Origin of the sequence: Frateuria flava (assembly GCF_017837635.1) — a bacterium.
Classification (GTDB): Bacteria; Pseudomonadota; Gammaproteobacteria; order Xanthomonadales; family Rhodanobacteraceae; genus Frateuria_A; species Frateuria_A flava.
The window spans coordinates 1-14,179 of the sequence record NZ_JAGJRS010000011.1 but is presented as its reverse complement, the minus strand read 5'-3'; the positions used below and the strand labels follow the sequence as shown (position 1 = coordinate 14,179).

Here is a 14,179-nt window from a genome sequence, read left to right as displayed (position 1 = left end):
TGCCACGTGTCACCTCGGTAGGAAATTCATCCTATCGGGTGTCCAAGGTCATTAGGCCACTTCAGGGTGAGGGGCCGCTCTTGCGGGGAGCCCCGGTCCAAGAGGGGCCTTTCTAACCCCCTGGCACCCGCAGCTTCCCCGCGAGCCCCGACCCCTCACCCTGCCGTCTCGTCGGAGGGGAGAGGGTTCAAGAGCCAAGGCGAAACAAGGCGGCCATCGAGGTCGCGTTGAATACGGAACCTCCGCTCAAGGCACCGCGTGGCGGCACCGTCGAGAGCCAGGGCGAGTTCATCGAAGGCAAAGCGGGCCGAACGCAGTCGAGAACTGAGGCGAGCGCGCTCTGCTCCCTCTCCCCTCCGGGGAGAGGGTTGGGGTGAGGGGCCGCTCTTGCGAGGAACCTCGTCCAAAAGGGGCCTTTCTAACCCCCTGGCACCCGCAGCTTCCCCGCGAGCCCCGCCCCTCACCCTGCCCTCTCCCCGGAGGGGAGAGGGTTCAAGAGCCAAAGAAAAATAAGGCGGCCATCGAGGCCGCCTTTTCGTTACTGCTTTTTCTTGGGTCCGATCATCATGACCATCTGGCGCCCTTCCAGCCTGGGGAAGGACTCCACCTGGCCATTGTCGCCAACGTCCTCCTGGATCTTCCTGGCCAGGTTCTGGCCCAGGTCCTGGTGGGACATCTCGCGACCGCGGAAGCGGATGGTGACCTTGACCTTGTCGCCTTCTTCGAGAAAGCGAAGCATGTTGCGCAGCTTGATCTGGTAGTCGCCCACGTCCGTGACCGGACGGAACTTCACTTCCTTGATCTCGACCTGCTTCTGCTTCTTCTTGGCGGCCGATGCCTTCTTCTGGGCTTCGAACTTGAACTTGCCGTAATCCATGATGCGGCAGACCGGCGGGTCGCCGTTGGGCTGGATCTCGACCAGATCCATGCCCGCTTCCTGCGCCATGGCCAGCGCCTCGTCGCGGGAAAGGATACCCAGCTGTTCCGAGTCGGCACCGATCACGCGCACGCGCGGCACGCGGATTTCGAGGTTACGGCGATTGCCCTTGTTGTCGGTGGTAGCGATACCACTATCCTCCAGAAGAGTTATTGGATTAGGCCACGGCGAACATCAACGCCGCGTTTCGGCCTGAAGTCGTTCGACGAAGTCGGCCAGCGGCATGCTGCCCAGATCCTCGCCCGAACGGGTACGCACGGAAACGGCCCCCGCTTCCTTCTCGCGGTCACCGACCACGAGGAGATAAGGGACCTTCTGTAACGTATGCTCGCGGATTTTATAGCCGACCTTTTCATTGCGCAAATCGGCCTGGACGCGGAAGCCTTTGTCGACAAGGGCTTGCGTCACCTCGCGGACATAACCGGCCTGGGCGTCGGTGATCGAGAACACCGCCGCCTGCACCGGCGCCAGCCAGGCCGGCAGGTTGCCGGCATGGTGCTCGATCAGGATGCCGATGAAGCGCTCCATCGAGCCGACGATGGCGCGATGCAACATGACCGGGTGGCGCTTCTGCGAGGCCTCGTCCACGTACTCGGCGCCCAGTCGCTCGGGCATCATGAAGTCGACCTGCATGGTGCCGACCTGCCAGGCGCGGCCGATCGAATCCTTCATGTGGTACTCGATCTTGGGGCCGTAGAAGGCGCCCTCGCCGGGCAGCTCTTCCCACTGCACGCCGGCGGAGGACAGCGCCTTGCGCAGCGCGTCCTCGGCCCGATCCCACACCTCTTCGGAGCCGATGCGCTTGTCCGGGCGCAAGGCGATTTTCAGCGCAATGTCCTTGAAGCCGAAGTCGCCATACACCTGCATGGCCTGCTGGTGGAAGGCGGTGACTTCCGGCTCGATCTGTTCGGGCGTGCAGAAGATGTGGCCGTCGTCCTGGGTGAAGGCGCGCACGCGCATGATGCCGTGCAGCGCGCCGGAGGGCTCGTTGCGATGGCAGCCGCCGAACTCGCCATAGCGGATCGGCAACTCGCGGTAGCTGTGCAGGCCGGTGTTGAAGATCTGCACGTGGCCCGGGCAGTTCATCGGCTTGAGCGCGTAGGTGTGCTTCTCCGACTCGGTGAAGAACATGTTCTCGGCGTAGTTGTCCCAATGGCCGGACTTCTTCCACAGCGACACGTCCAGCACCTGCGGGCAGCGCACTTCCTGGTAGCCGCTCTTGCGGTACACGCCGCGCATGTACTGCTCCACCTGCTGCCAGATCGCCCAGCCGTTGGGGTGCCAGAACACCATGCCGGGGGACTCTTCCTGCTGGTGGAACAGGTCCAGCGCCTTGCCGATCTTGCGATGGTCGCGCTTCTCGGCCTCCTCCAACTGGTGCAGGTAGGCCTTGAGGTCCTTGTCGTTGAGCCAGGCGGTGCCGTAGACGCGGGTCAGCATCGCGTTGTTGCTGTCACCGCGCCAATAGGCGCCGGCCACCTTCATCAGCTTGAAGGAGCGCAGCTTGGCCGTGTTGGGCACGTGCGGGCCGCGGCACAGGTCGGTGAACTCGCCCTGCGTGTAGAGCGAGAGCTCCTCGTTGGACGGGATCGATTCGATGATCTCGGCCTTGTAGACCTCACCCAGATCACGGAAGAACGCTACCGCCTCATCGCGCGACTTCACCGAGCGCGACACCGGCAGCGCTTCCTTGACGATCTTCTCCATCTCCGCCTCGATCCTGGCCAGGTCGTCGGGCGTGAAAGGCCGCTCGTAGGCGAAGTCGTAGTAGAAGCCGTTGTCGATCACCGGGCCGATGGTCACCTGCGCGCCCGGATACAGGCGCTGCACGGCCTGGGCCAGCAGGTGCGCGGTGGAATGGCGCAGGATCTCCAGCGCCTCGGGACTCTTCTCGGTGACGATCTCCACGCGGGCGTCATGGTCGATCGGGAAGCTGGCATCGACCAGCTTGCCGTCCACCTTGCCGGCGAGCGTCGCCTTGGCCAGGCCGGCGCCGATGGAGGCGGCCACGTCCTGGACGGTCACAGAATGGTCGAACGGCTTCCTGCTGCCGTCCGGGAGCGTCACTTCGATCATGATCGGAACCTGCTGAAATCAAAAAAGGGCGAAACGCCCTTTTGTGTACGGAACAAAGGCGTCGGGAGGTCAGCGATGGAGAGTGGTAGTTGCCATGTCGCACGCTCGACCGGCGCTTACGCGCGGGCCACCTTGAACCAGTCAGACGCTTAGTCTAGCGGAGAATCCCCCGCAGGAGCGCCCTGGGGCGCGACCCCGATGTCCGCCCGTATCGGCGACTTGCCGCATGGCGGTCGCGCCCAAGCGCGCTCCTACAGAAATATTGAGGCATCGTGCATCTGTGCCCGACCCTCACGCGCCTGCCCGCTAGAATGCCCCGCCCCCATCAGGAACCGTAACGGATGCGCATCCTCGTCACCGGCACCGCCGGCTTCATCGGCGCCGCGCTCGCCCAGCGCCTGCTCGCACGCGGCGACGAAGTCTTCGGCATCGATAACCACAACGACTATTACGATCCGTCGTTGAAGGAAGCCCGGCTGGCGCAGTTCGCCGAGCACCCGGGCTACACCCACCTGCGCGCCGATCTCGCCGATGCCGAGGCGGTCGACCGGGCCTTCGCCCAGTTCCAGCCGCAGCGCGTGGTGAACCTGGCCGCGCAGGCCGGCGTGCGCTATTCGCTGAAGAACCCGCGCGCGTACGTGCGCAGCAACCTAGACGGCTTCCTCAACATCCTCGAAGGCTGCCGCCACGGCCAGGTCCAGCACCTGGTCTACGCGTCGTCCAGTTCCGTCTACGGCGCCAACCGCAAGATGCCGTTCGCGGTGGAAGACGCGGTCGACCACCCGGTCAGCCTGTACGCCGCGAGCAAGAAGGCCAACGAGCTGATGGCCCACAGCTACAGCCATCTCTACGGCCTTCCCACCACCGGCCTGCGCTTCTTCACCGTGTACGGCCCCTGGGGCCGGCCGGACATGTCGCCGATCCTGTTCGCCGACCGCATCAGCCGCGGCGAGCCGATCGACGTCTTCAACTACGGCAACCACAGCCGCGACTTTACTTACATCGACGACATCGTCGAGGGCGTGATCCGCACGCTCGACCATCCGGCCGAACCCGACCCCGCTTACGATCCCGAACAGCCCAATCCCGGCACGTCCAGCGCGCCCTACCGCGTCTACAACATCGGCAACGATCAGCCGGTGCAGCTGCTGCGCTTCATCGAGTTGCTGGAGCAGCACCTGGGCCGTTCGGTGCAGAAGAACCTGTTGCCGATGCAGGCGGGCGACGTACCGGACACCTGGGCCGATGTGTCAGCGCTGCGCCGGGACGTGGGCTATACGCCGCAGACCTCGATCGAGGAAGGCGTGGCCCGTTTCGTCCGGTGGTACCGCGAATACCACCAGGCCTGACGCCCCCCAGCTGGCACGCCATGTTTTTGCAGGAGCCCGCTTGCGGGCGATGCTTTTCTTCAAGGCAAAAAACACGCGTCGCCCGCAAGCGCGTTCCTGCAGGTTGAGGATGCCGGATCAGAACGGCTTGGCCAGGACCAGGAAAATCACGCCCAGCAACAGAAGCACCGGCAACTCGTTGAGCCAGCGCAACGCCGTCGCCGCGGGCAGCGCATCGCCCTTTTCGCAGCGCTTCATCATCCGCCCGACGAGCACGAAGTAGGCCAGCAACAAGGCGACCAGGCCGAGCTTGGCATCGATCCAGTGCATGCCTGCCGCCACGTTCGGCAGCGCTGCGGGAAACACCCGCCAGCCCTGCCACAGCACCAGGCCGAAAAGGAAAGCCACGCCGAACATGTTGTGGCCGAACTTGTAGAGCCGGCGCCCCATCAACAGCAGCCGCGTCCGTACCGCCGGGTCGTCGCCCGCCTCTGCCACGTTGACCAGGATGCGCGGCAGGTAAAACACCGTCGCCATCCAGGCGATCACGAACAGCAAGTGGAAGGACTTGATCCAGAGGTAGGTCATGGTCGGCAGCCTGGTGACGGGATCCGGCCATTGTGGCGCACCCGGCCATACCGGTGCATCGCTCGCCGCTTGCGGAATGCGCCCCTGCGCGGCTGCGCCGATGCCCGCGCGCGCCACACCCGCTGGCATAATCCAGGCCTCTCCAGGGTCCTCGCCATGAACCAACGCACGCCCGACTCCGCCAAGCTTGACCGCATCGTCGCCGAAGCCCGCCGTGCCGCCGAGCAGCGCGAGCTGGGGTACCGCGAGCGCGCCCTGAAGATGTACCCCTGGGTGTGCGGTCGCTGCGGGCGCGAATTCACCCGCACCAACCTGCGCGAGCTGACGGTGCACCACCGCAATCACGATCACGACTTCAACCCGCCCGACGGCAGCAACTGGGAGCTGTTGTGCGTGTACTGCCACGACAACGAGCATTCCCGCTACATCGACCACGTGCGCGGCGCGGGCTACGAGTCCGCCGAACAGGCCCCAGCCACCGGCAACCCGTTCGCCGACCTCAAGGCGATGCTCGAGGCCAAGGCCAAGCGCTGAGGCGCGTACCCGGTTGATCGACCGATGCAGCTGGCGTGAAACGCGCTAAGCAGCAACGCGTCCGCAAGAACTTTCGTCGAGCGACCCGGGCGGTGTTATGCGCCACCCTGACAAACGAAAATCCAACATTCGCGTTCAAGGAGCCATGCAGGAGTGGCGAGGCTCCCGCGCTCACGTGCCGTGCGCCGTGGCGCTCTTCCTGCGCGACACGCCCTAGGCAATCACCCGACGAGCCGGGGGCGTACTCGATACCGAACCCGGGACGCCCAGAAGCGCCCCGCCCGCGGCTTCCGTCGCCGCGGGTGAGCCCGCCCGTTCTCCGGGCCCGCGCCCGCCCGCACCGCGGAAACGAAGCTTCGTTCTCGCGGTGTTGCCGCACGCTTCGAGAACCCCGGAGCATTCCATGAAAAACAACGCGAGTCTTCCGCTTCTCGTCTTTGCCGCCGCAGCGCTGATGGCGCCGATGGCCTCCGCCCAGACGCATGCATCGATCCTGTTCACGCGGACCAACCACCGTGCCGTGGATTCATCGAGCGACACGATCCTGTACCGGGTCAAGCCCTCCGGCGACAACGTGGTGCAACTGACACCGATGACCTTCCATGTCGATTACGGCGCCGGCCGCTGGTCGCCGGGGGGTGGCAGCATCGTGTACGAACGGGCGGAGCAGTCACCCGGCACGCATTGGCAGTTGTTCGTGGTCAATCGGCAGGGCGGCTCACCTCTGCAGATCACCCGCGGGTCGGGCAAGCACACGGAGGCGGCATGGGGACCGAACGGGACCATCGCCTACATCACCGACGACAGCGGTACCAACTGCCTGGGCGCTGTCCGTGCAGACGGCACCGGGCAGCGGATCGTGTTCTGTCCGTCGCGCGAGCCTTACCACCGCGGCTACAACATCATGTCCACGCCGCAATGGACGCCAAGTGGCAAGAGCGTGCTGGTCGAAGTAGGCGACTACGGCCCGGGGCTGGATCCGCAGTGGTTCTCGCGCATCTTCCGCGTCAACCTCACCACGGGTGCGGTGAGAAAGCTTACCGAGCAGATCTGGGGCGATCCGAACGGCGGTGGCGGCGGCGACGAGCAATACGTCACGATCACGCCCGACGGCACGCATGCGGTCTATGCCGACGAGGATGGCGATGGCGTGCCGATGCGGCAGGTCGACCTTTCCAACGGCACGCAAACGACGCTGCCCGCCGGGACCATGCCGCGCTATTCGAAGGATGGCAGGAAGATCGCCTTCATTCGCAACGACCACGTATTCGTGATGCGCGCCGACGGCGCCAACGTGCGCCCGGCGATCGCCAACCCCGGCCCGAATGCGCAGTACCGCTTCGCCGACTGGTCCAGCGACGGCCAGCACATCCTGGTCGACAAGATCGCCAATGACCGGTTCCTGCAGATCGTTTACCTGCCGACCGGCAGCGCCCGGACCGTGGCCCGGGGCACCGCCGAAGCCGGCGCATGGTTCCAGCCGTAAAGACGTCCGCTTCGGGGCGACATCCACCACGGTGATGCCGCCCCCGGCTTTCCAGCCGGTCCAGGCCGTACCGATGCAGCCGCCAGTCAGTGGACGGCCTGGACACGAAGCGCGCGGACAACGGCGCGGGCGGGCGCGCGACGGTCAGGTCGCGGGCCCCTGCACCGCCTGCAGGCTGGACATCACCTTCTGGGCGCTCGCATGGGCCTCGTCCACCGTGGCGGCCTTGACTCCCTTCCTGGCTTCCATCGCCGCTTCCTGCAACCGCGACTGGCGCGCCGCATCGCTCTTGGCATCGGCAATTGCGCCCTGACCCATGCCCTTGCAGGGATTTTCCGCCTGCGCGTCGTAGCCGTCGCCGGACGGTCCGACCAGGCAATTGACCACGTGCTGCAGATGCGCGTGCGCCATCTTCAGGTCCGCCGCGCCCATCGCCATGCCCGCATGCGCGGCGGCAGTACTGGCCTCCTTGCTGGCGGCATTGCCCGGATACGCCTGCGCCGCCAGCGGCAAGGCGAGCGCGACCACACATGCCGTCACCCGGCGAATCGACTTCGTTGCCATGACATACCTCCGGTCAAGCGGTGTACTCCGCGGTGCCGGCAGCTTAGTCCCGCGCTTCCGGCGCCAAGTGAACGGGCGCGAACAGCCGACCACCCGGGTTCCACCGCCCTTTCACCGCTTTGGTGCCACAACCAGTCGCAGGACAGCCAACCGGGAGCCTGCCATGAGCGACAACCTGAACAACCGCGGCCCGGCCGATCGCACCCGCGTCAACGTGAACGAGGACTACGAAACCCGCTACTGGGCCAACAAGTGGGGCGTCAGCGAGGACGAGCTGCGCGCCGCCGTCGACCGCGTGGGTGTCATGGCCGAGGACGTCGAGCGGGCGCTGAAGCACTGACCGCAGCGCCCGGGAAGACCGGGCGTACAAGGCGGGCGTACGGGTTCGGCCTGGCCTGCGCCGTGTTCGCTCACCGCATCCATCACGCGCGCGGAGTAGACCAGCGCCGCGCCGGCGTTGAGCGCGACGGCGACGCCGCGCTTCGGCGATCTCCTCGCGCGTCGCCCCGTGCTTGAGCGCTTCGCCCGTGTGCACCGTGATGCAGCCGTCGCATCGCGTCGTCACGGCGACCGCCCGTGCGATGACGAATCACGTCGCGGAAGTCGGCCGGGTCGAACACCTGGTGCAGCAGGTTCGTGTGGCGGCTTTCCCGGCCGTCCATCAGCAGCTGATTGACCCGCATCGCCGCGCCGTTGGCCATCAGCACGTTCCACTGCCGGTCGAGCACGAACGCCGGATACGGCTCCTGGTGCGCCAGGATCAGTTCCACCGCCTGACGCATCCGCTCCAGCACGGGCGTCGCCAGCGCATGCTCCGGACACTCGGGCGCATACCCGGCCGCCAGCCACAACGCGTTGCGCTCGCGCAGCGGCATGTCGAGCACCGCCGCCACGCGCGCCAGCGCTTCGCGTCCGGGTCGCGCCTTGCCGGTCTCGATGCAGCTAAGGTGGCGCGCCGACACGTCCGCCGCCAGCGCCAGGTCGAGCTGGCTGAGCCGCCGCGCCGCGCGCCACTCGCGCAGCAATACGCCAAGCGGGGGATGCGCGATGGCGCGGTGGTCGGGCATGCAGCGCTCCAGGGGCCATCGGAGCTGCGCATCATTGCAGACACGGGCTCTTGGAGCTTGCCCACCAGGCGCCCACGGGAACACGCCCATCGCCGTTCTCCCGGCCATCGAAGCGAGCTGGGCCTTGGTCGACCACAAGGTCGGCGCCGCCCAGCGACAGAGCCTGGTCGGTCCGGTTACCCCGGTCGCATCGCGGGGCGGCGACCGATCGCCGCGCTGACGCGGGCTACAATCCACCGCCCCGAAGCCGCACCTTCCCTCCCATGCGCAACCCACTGCAAGAACAACTGTTGAAAGCCGGCCTGGTCAACAAGTCCAAGGTCAACCAGGTGGCGCGCGAGCAATCGAAGCAGCGGCAAGGCAAGGCACCGGCGGCACCCGGCCCTGAACACGTCGAGGCGCAGCGGCTGCAGGCGGAGCGTGCCGAGCGCGACCGTGCTCTGGCCGCCGAGCGCAATGCTCAGGCGCGCGCCGCCGAACAGCGGGCGCAGGCACGACAGATGATCGACGCGCACAAGGTCGAGCGCGGTGGCGACATCACTTACCGCTTCACCGACGGCGACCGCATCGCCAGCGTGCTGGTCGACCCGCGACTGCGCACCCAGCTGGCCAGCGGCGCGCTTGTGATCGTGCGGTACGGCGATGGCTACGAACTGGTCCCGCGAGCCGCGGCCGACAGGATCCGCGATCGTGATCCGGAGCTGATCGCGTTCGACCACGGCTGCTCGCAAACCACACCCGCCGGCGACGACGACGATGCCTACTATCAGCAATTCCCGGTGCCAGACGACCTGATCTGGTAGGCCGGCGCAGGGGCCGCGACGGAAATCCTGCGGATCCTGTCGCACCCGGCCGCCCTTGGCCCACGGCCGCTCAGAGCGTCCGCGAAAGATCGCAGGATCTCTTCAAGCGGACGGCGCCGTGTCATGCGCTCGCCGGCATGCCCATTCCGACGGATCGCCTGACAACGTCGGCCGGACGCGCTGCTCCCATTCCACGAGGCGCCCGCGAGGGCGCCTCTTTCCCAGTGGCCACACGCCGATGCCGGGCGTTCAAACCCCCGTGAATGCCGCGCAGGAGACGCGCGGGTTCCACATCGAGAACACCCCCGCGGGGTTGTACTTCCACGCCCACACGTGGAGGCTGTAGTGCGCCGGCAGGCGGAAGCGGTTGGGCGCGTCGGTGTGATCGAACAGCTGGCCCATCAGCAAGGGCGGCGATCCATCCGCATGTGCGCCGTCCCACACGTCGGCGAGCGCCAGGTACTCGACCGCGACCAGCCGCGCCCCGCCACCGTGTAGCGGCTCGTAGACCAGCAGTTCCGGATGGGCCACATCCACCATGCCGTCGCCAAGCAGGCTGGCCTTGAGGTAATGCATGCCCATCGCGCCCATGTCCGGACCGCTGACGCAGCCGAGCACCGGGGTATAGCCGTCCGCTTCGGCTTGCGAGACGTCACGGTATCGCGCGGTGGCGTCACGGACCGCCTGGACCAGCGGACCTGCGCGGTGATGCATGAAATTCCATGCTGCGTCCTGCTCCGCCTGCGTGACCGCCGCCGCGACCGCCGGCACGGTGGCCAGCAATGCCGCGCCGACGAAGCCGATCAGAATCGGGTCGATTCGACGTTTCATGAGTGTTCTCCAGGAGCGATGCCATCGGTCCGCCGTCGCGCTGGCTTAGGCGATCCAGCAGGGAACGCGGACCAAAAAGGAGGAACACCGGACCTCAGGAAATTGCGACATGCGCATGAGGTCGCCGAGCCCGCCTCGGATGCATCGCGCCACCCACACGGGCCGTTCGAATCGTTCCATCGGGCCTCGCTCTCTTCAGGCAGGCGCGGATGAAACCCCGAGCGCCGCAAGAACTTTCGCAAGCAAGGAATGCAATACCCGCGCGTGGCCCGTTGCGGGAAGCGGCGGGGTTTCGTCCCGGCACCACCTGAAACCCGAGCCGGGCCGTCATCACGGCGGTAGCCTGGTCGATGCTGCGACCCCAAAGCAGCACATGGTCCAGCCTGGCGAGCTGGGCAGGTGGTGATGCCGGCGAAGCGAACGAGGCCGTACCGCGCACGGCCAGCAGCGCGAACAAAAGGAACATCCGGAGGGAAGAACACACGGCGCACGGTTCCTTGCAGGGTTGGGGGCCCCAACCTGCCCGGCACAACGGTGGCGGGCAATGACCGCGCAGGTCATGAGCGGCTCAGGCCGGCAACAACCGAACTGGATCGGCGCTGCGCTATGGCGTGCCGCGCGCTATCGAAGGGAAGCGAGCAGCGCGATCGCCCAGTACACCCCGATCGCCATCTGCACGGCAAAGGCGCTGAAGCGGATCGTCACCGCCACCGGGCCGACCGACACCAGGTGCACGAGCGACTGGAAGATGCGCGCGCCAAGCAGAAGGAAGGCCAGCGGGTCGGTGATGGCCGAACGCCCGGTCGCGATGGCCACGAGCAACAAGCCACCGAAGACCGGCAGGCCTTCGATGCCATTGGCGTGCGCCCTGGCCAGCCGTTGCATGAAAGGCGACAGACCTGCGTTGTCGGGCGTGAACCGGTCGGCCCGCACCTTGCCGCGCAGCACGAGTTGGGAGCGGATCGCCTCCATGAGCACAAGCAGCAGCAGGGTCCAGGTGATGAAGCCGGTAAGCGCGATCGCGCTGGACGACGTGGTCATGGCACCCTCCCGGAAGCGGACGAGGTTTCAGTTGCGAACCGGCGCACCGGCCCGCGTCGCCGGAAGGCCTCGACCAACGGAGGGCCTCCGGCAGGCGACCGGCGGGATGGTCATCCCCGCCCGTCCGGTCGCCACTGGCGTTTCTTACTCCAGATCGCCCAGCATGGCGTCCTCGCGCGGCGCGGCCAGCCAGCCGGCAATGTCCTCGCCCAGCGCCTTGACCGAACGGCCAAGCACCGAGCACGAGCCCTTGAAGCCGCCGAACGCGCCGCCCATCGAATTGCGCCGCCCCTTGAAGCTGCCGGCGAGCTTGCCGTCGCGGTAAAGCTTGCCCTTGACCGTCACCGACTTGTGGTGGCCCAGGAACGCATTGCCTTCGGACACCACGTCGGTGATCTCCATGACCAGCGCCTGGCCTGGCGAGGTCGCGGTGACCTGCGGCGCGAACTCCACCGTCATCCCCTTCTCGCGCGCGTACTGCGCCACGAAATCGGGCAGCTGCTCGTCCAGTTTGCATTCGCGCTTGACGGCGCCCGGCACGTCGGCGTCCTCGTTGAAAGGCACTGGCCGCTGCACGTGCACCGCATCGGCCGCCTGCGCCGCCTGCAGCATGCCGAAGGCCAGCAGAGCGGCCGTCATGATCTTCCTCATCGCGTCATTCCCTCAGATGCGGCCCTCTTGGCCGGCGCGAAGTATGCCCAAAGGATCAGGCTGCGGGCCACGTGCATGGCCGTATGGGCTCGATCGTGGCCACGCGGGGCCAGCCCGCCGGCGGCGTATGCCGCCGCCGAGCCGCCCGCCCGGGCTCACATAAGACTTCGTAAGACTTCTTGAGGCGGCCATCAAGCTTCCATGTGCCTTTCCGCGATCCCATGCGTGCCTCAGCAATGACAACGAGGACTGCCATGAATGCACGCGATCAAGTGGTGCGGTTTCTCAAGGGAAACGCCGCCATCACCGCGGTGAACTTCAAGTTTCGCGGCTACAAGATCTGGCCGGGCGCCTATCGCACCGACGTCGCCGACGCCATCGCCCGCGGCGACATCAAGATCGGATCGGCGGTGAACCGGAACGCGGCCGCCTCGTATCGACAGGACCAGGACCGGCTGGAAATCGCACCGACGGCAAATTTCTCCTCGACGCACGACCAGGGACTGATCCTGCATGAATGCACGCACGCGATCCTGGACATGCGGGCGATCGGCACGCATTCCGGCTTCGAGGACGAGGCGGTCGCGTACCTGGCGCAAGCCTTCTTCCTGACGCAGACACTCGGCGATGCCCGTGCCACGCCCGACATCCCGGTGCCGTTGAGCGAGAACACGAAAAACGGGAGCGGCATCTATCAGGAAGCCAAACGCATCGCGGCCAAGGCCTTGCGTACCGGCACGTACGGTATCGAGGAGAAGGACGCCGCCAATCTGGTGCTGCTGGTGACCCGCCATCCCCATTACCAGGATGCCGGCGAGTACCCCTCCAACCGCTTCAGGCGGACGTTCCTGAACAACCTGGTGCGCTAGGTCCGTCACCCTGGCGCGCTGGCGCGCGGTAGCGGCAACGATCAGGCGGCGCCGCCCGCCGGCATCACGGCAGCGACGGCGCCCGCTCGGCATCGACCGCACGCTTGATGTCGGCAACGAACGCACGACGCGCGGCCACCAGCGCCTTGCTGGTGGCCTGCGGCCACGCGGCGACCTGGGCGATCACCAGCTTGCGCGCAGGGTCGACGTACACCATCTGGCCGAAGATGCCGATCGCCGCATAGCTGCCATCGGTGTCGGTCCACCACAGATAACCGTAGCCGCGATCCGGCTCGTCGACGCCGGTCTGCCGGCGCACGGCGCCCTCCAGCCAGGCACTGGCGATCACCGGCTTGCCGTCGATGCGGCCGCGGCCGAGCATGAACTGGCCCAGCCGCGCGTAATCGGCCAGCGTGGCGGACAGGCCGCTGCCGCCCGTATCGCTGCCGTCGCACTCGTCCTTGATCCAGTACGCATCGTCAGCCATGCCGTAGGGCTGCCAGATCGTCTGCGCGAGATAGGCGGCCAACGACCGGTGCGTGGCCCGCTGCACCAGGATGCCGAGCAGATCGGTCTCTGCGGTGTTGTAGTTCCAGTGCGTGCCGGCCGGCCATTGCCGCGGGAGCCTGGCCAGGTACGTCAGCACGTGGGCGCGGCCGTCGACACAGGGGCCCAGGTACATCTGCGCCACGTCGGAGCTGGCGTCGGCGTAGTCCTCGTTCCAGCGCACGCCGGAGGTCATCGTCAGCAACTGCTGTACGGTGACGTCCTGGTACGCGGTGTGGCGCAATTCCGGGATGTAGGTGCCCAGGGTGTCGTCCATGCTGCGGATGTGGCCCTGCTGCAGGGCGATCCCGAGCAGGGTCGAGGTCACCGACTTGGCCACCGAGAACGAAGTCCAGCGCTGCCGAGGGCCGAAGCCGTCCGCATAGCGCTGCAGGCGCACCTGCCCATCCTGCAGCACCATCACGCCGGCGATGTGGTAGCGCTTCATGTAGCCGGCGAGCCAGGCCGGCGTGTCCTTGCCTTCCACCGACAGCGGCTGCCCCTGCGGCAAGGCGTGGACATGCGCGCCATGTGCGGCCCGGTCGCTCGGGAACATGTCATACATCCGCGGGAAGCGCGCCTCGCGCTGCGCCTGGCTCCAGAACAGCACTCCCTCGCGTTGCTGCCCGATGGTCGGGCCGGCCGGTTCTGCCAGCGACGGGAGCGAGAGGGCAAGGCAAAGGGTGCCTGCGATGAGGCGGACGAGGCGGTTCAGGGACATGGGAAGGCCAACGCGATGCGAGATCCGCCATTTTACGGGTGACCGGGCTTGTCGGACGGCCTGCGCCGCGCAGACGGGAAAGTACGCCAACCGCAGGGGGCCGGCGGGCGCGCTCCCCACCTCGGTGGGGAGCGCGC

The 14,179-nt window shown here is 66.8% G+C and carries 14 protein-coding genes and 2 pseudogenes; 6 read left to right on the top strand and 10 right to left on the bottom strand.

All coding sequences use genetic code 11. The features are described 5' to 3' along the window. Nucleotides 1–538: 538 nt before the first annotated feature. On the bottom strand, nt 539–1,066 hold the full coding sequence (gene infC, locus J7I44_RS05225) for a translation initiation factor IF-3 (protein ID WP_209616906.1): 528 nt from the start codon (nt 1,064–1,066) through the stop codon (nt 539–541). A gap of 45 nt (nt 1,067–1,111) precedes the next feature. Continuing rightward, nucleotides 1,112–3,013 carry a threonine--tRNA ligase gene (thrS, locus tag J7I44_RS05220; protein WP_245187949.1) on the bottom strand — a complete coding sequence of 634 codons (1,902 nt, stop codon included), beginning with the start codon at nt 3,011–3,013 and terminating at the stop codon, nt 1,112–1,114. Between the two features lie 341 nt (nt 3,014–3,354). On the opposite strand from thrS, the gene J7I44_RS05215 reads away from it, so the two are divergent. Then, a complete protein-coding gene (locus tag J7I44_RS05215) occupies nt 3,355–4,362 on the top strand; it encodes an NAD-dependent epimerase (protein ID WP_209616901.1) in 1,008 nt (335 codons plus the stop codon). 117 nt (nt 4,363–4,479) lie between these two features. On the opposite strand, the gene J7I44_RS05210 is transcribed toward J7I44_RS05215, so the two are convergent. Next, nucleotides 4,480–4,929, bottom strand: a complete 450-nt coding sequence (locus tag J7I44_RS05210; protein WP_209616899.1) for a CopD family protein — start codon at nt 4,927–4,929, stop codon at nt 4,480–4,482. Nucleotides 4,930–5,085: 156 nt separating this feature from the next. On the opposite strand from J7I44_RS05210, the gene J7I44_RS05205 reads away from it, so the two are divergent. Then, nucleotides 5,086–5,463, top strand: coding sequence for a YajD family HNH nuclease (locus J7I44_RS05205; protein WP_209616896.1), 378 nt, complete (start codon nt 5,086–5,088; stop codon nt 5,461–5,463). Nucleotides 5,464–5,866: 403 nt separating this feature from the next. Continuing rightward, nucleotides 5,867–6,949, top strand: a complete 1,083-nt coding sequence (locus tag J7I44_RS05200; protein ID WP_209616894.1) for a TolB family protein — start codon at nt 5,867–5,869, stop codon at nt 6,947–6,949. 144 nt (nt 6,950–7,093) lie between these two features. Here the strand turns inward: J7I44_RS05200 and J7I44_RS05195 are convergent, their stop codons facing one another. After that, entirely contained in the window at nt 7,094–7,513 is a 420-nt protein-coding gene (locus J7I44_RS05195) for a hypothetical protein (protein ID WP_209616892.1), read from the bottom strand. A 163-nt stretch (nt 7,514–7,676) separates the two neighbouring features. On the opposite strand from J7I44_RS05195, the gene J7I44_RS05190 reads away from it, so the two are divergent. Then, nucleotides 7,677–7,853: a DUF3606 domain-containing protein gene (locus J7I44_RS05190; RefSeq protein WP_209616889.1), complete on the top strand. Its 177-nt coding sequence runs from the start codon at nt 7,677–7,679 to the stop codon at nt 7,851–7,853. A 62-nt stretch (nt 7,854–7,915) separates the two neighbouring features. Here J7I44_RS05190 and J7I44_RS16790 read toward each other — a convergent pair. Continuing rightward, nucleotides 7,916–8,099: pseudogene (locus J7I44_RS16790) on the bottom strand (carboxymuconolactone decarboxylase family protein); the annotation flags it as partial. Further along, nucleotides 8,062–8,580: pseudogene (locus tag J7I44_RS05185) on the bottom strand (helix-turn-helix domain-containing protein); the annotation flags it as partial. The pseudogenes J7I44_RS05185 and J7I44_RS16790, both read right to left, overlap by 38 nt. Before the next feature lie 263 nt (nt 8,581–8,843). Here J7I44_RS05185 and J7I44_RS05180 point away from each other — a divergent pair. After that, complete coding sequence (locus J7I44_RS05180) at nt 8,844–9,383, top strand: DUF2058 domain-containing protein (RefSeq protein ID WP_209616885.1); 540 nt, start codon at nt 8,844–8,846, stop codon at nt 9,381–9,383. 249 nt (nt 9,384–9,632) lie between these two features. Here the strand turns inward: J7I44_RS05180 and J7I44_RS05175 are convergent, their stop codons facing one another. The 3 genes from J7I44_RS05175 to J7I44_RS05165 all read right to left on the bottom strand — a co-directional run bounded on the left by J7I44_RS05175 (nt 9,633) and on the right by J7I44_RS05165 (nt 11,894). Beyond that, nucleotides 9,633–10,214 (bottom strand): hypothetical protein, encoded by a 582-nt coding sequence (locus J7I44_RS05175; RefSeq protein ID WP_209616882.1) that lies wholly within the window; start codon nt 10,212–10,214, stop codon nt 9,633–9,635. A gap of 621 nt (nt 10,215–10,835) precedes the next feature. After that, nucleotides 10,836–11,255: an MAPEG family protein gene (locus tag J7I44_RS05170; RefSeq protein WP_209616880.1), complete on the bottom strand. Its 420-nt coding sequence runs from the start codon at nt 11,253–11,255 to the stop codon at nt 10,836–10,838. A gap of 144 nt (nt 11,256–11,399) precedes the next feature. Then, a complete protein-coding gene (locus tag J7I44_RS05165) occupies nt 11,400–11,894 on the bottom strand; it encodes a hypothetical protein (protein ID WP_209616877.1) in 495 nt (164 codons plus the stop codon). 284 nt (nt 11,895–12,178) lie between these two features. Between J7I44_RS05165 and J7I44_RS05160 the strand changes: the two genes are divergently transcribed. Beyond that, on the top strand, nt 12,179–12,775 hold the full coding sequence (locus J7I44_RS05160) for a hypothetical protein (RefSeq protein WP_209616874.1): 597 nt from the start codon (nt 12,179–12,181) through the stop codon (nt 12,773–12,775). A gap of 64 nt (nt 12,776–12,839) precedes the next feature. Here J7I44_RS05160 and J7I44_RS05155 read toward each other — a convergent pair whose 3' ends face one another. Continuing rightward, a complete protein-coding gene (locus tag J7I44_RS05155) occupies nt 12,840–14,042 on the bottom strand; it encodes a serine hydrolase domain-containing protein (RefSeq protein ID WP_209616871.1) in 1,203 nt (400 codons plus the stop codon). Nucleotides 14,043–14,179 lie beyond the last annotated feature (137 nt).

What these genes read in the sequence shown, in the direction of transcription:
- J7I44_RS05165 (WP_209616877.1), bottom strand. Translation starts at nt 11,894, where the DNA reads ATGACGGCCGCTCTGCTGGCCTTCGGCATGCTGCAGGCGGCGCAGGCG.
- J7I44_RS05175 (WP_209616882.1), bottom strand. Translation starts at nt 10,214, where the DNA reads ATGAAACGTCGAATCGACCCGATTCTGATCGGCTTCGTCGGCGCGGCA.
- J7I44_RS05190 (WP_209616889.1), top strand. Translation starts at nt 7,677, where the DNA reads ATGAGCGACAACCTGAACAACCGCGGCCCGGCCGATCGCACCCGCGTC.
- J7I44_RS05210 (WP_209616899.1), bottom strand. Translation starts at nt 4,929, where the DNA reads ATGACCTACCTCTGGATCAAGTCCTTCCACTTGCTGTTCGTGATCGCC.
- J7I44_RS05180 (WP_209616885.1), top strand. Translation starts at nt 8,844, where the DNA reads ATGCGCAACCCACTGCAAGAACAACTGTTGAAAGCCGGCCTGGTCAAC.
- thrS (WP_245187949.1), bottom strand. Translation starts at nt 3,013, where the DNA reads ATGATCGAAGTGACGCTCCCGGACGGCAGCAGGAAGCCGTTCGACCAT.
- J7I44_RS05170 (WP_209616880.1), bottom strand. Translation starts at nt 11,255, where the DNA reads ATGACCACGTCGTCCAGCGCGATCGCGCTTACCGGCTTCATCACCTGG.
- J7I44_RS05195 (WP_209616892.1), bottom strand. Translation starts at nt 7,513, where the DNA reads ATGGCAACGAAGTCGATTCGCCGGGTGACGGCATGTGTGGTCGCGCTC.
- J7I44_RS05215 (WP_209616901.1), top strand. Translation starts at nt 3,355, where the DNA reads ATGCGCATCCTCGTCACCGGCACCGCCGGCTTCATCGGCGCCGCGCTC.
- J7I44_RS05200 (WP_209616894.1), top strand. Translation starts at nt 5,867, where the DNA reads ATGAAAAACAACGCGAGTCTTCCGCTTCTCGTCTTTGCCGCCGCAGCG.
- J7I44_RS05205 (WP_209616896.1), top strand. Translation starts at nt 5,086, where the DNA reads ATGAACCAACGCACGCCCGACTCCGCCAAGCTTGACCGCATCGTCGCC.
- J7I44_RS05155 (WP_209616871.1), bottom strand. Translation starts at nt 14,042, where the DNA reads ATGTCCCTGAACCGCCTCGTCCGCCTCATCGCAGGCACCCTTTGCCTT.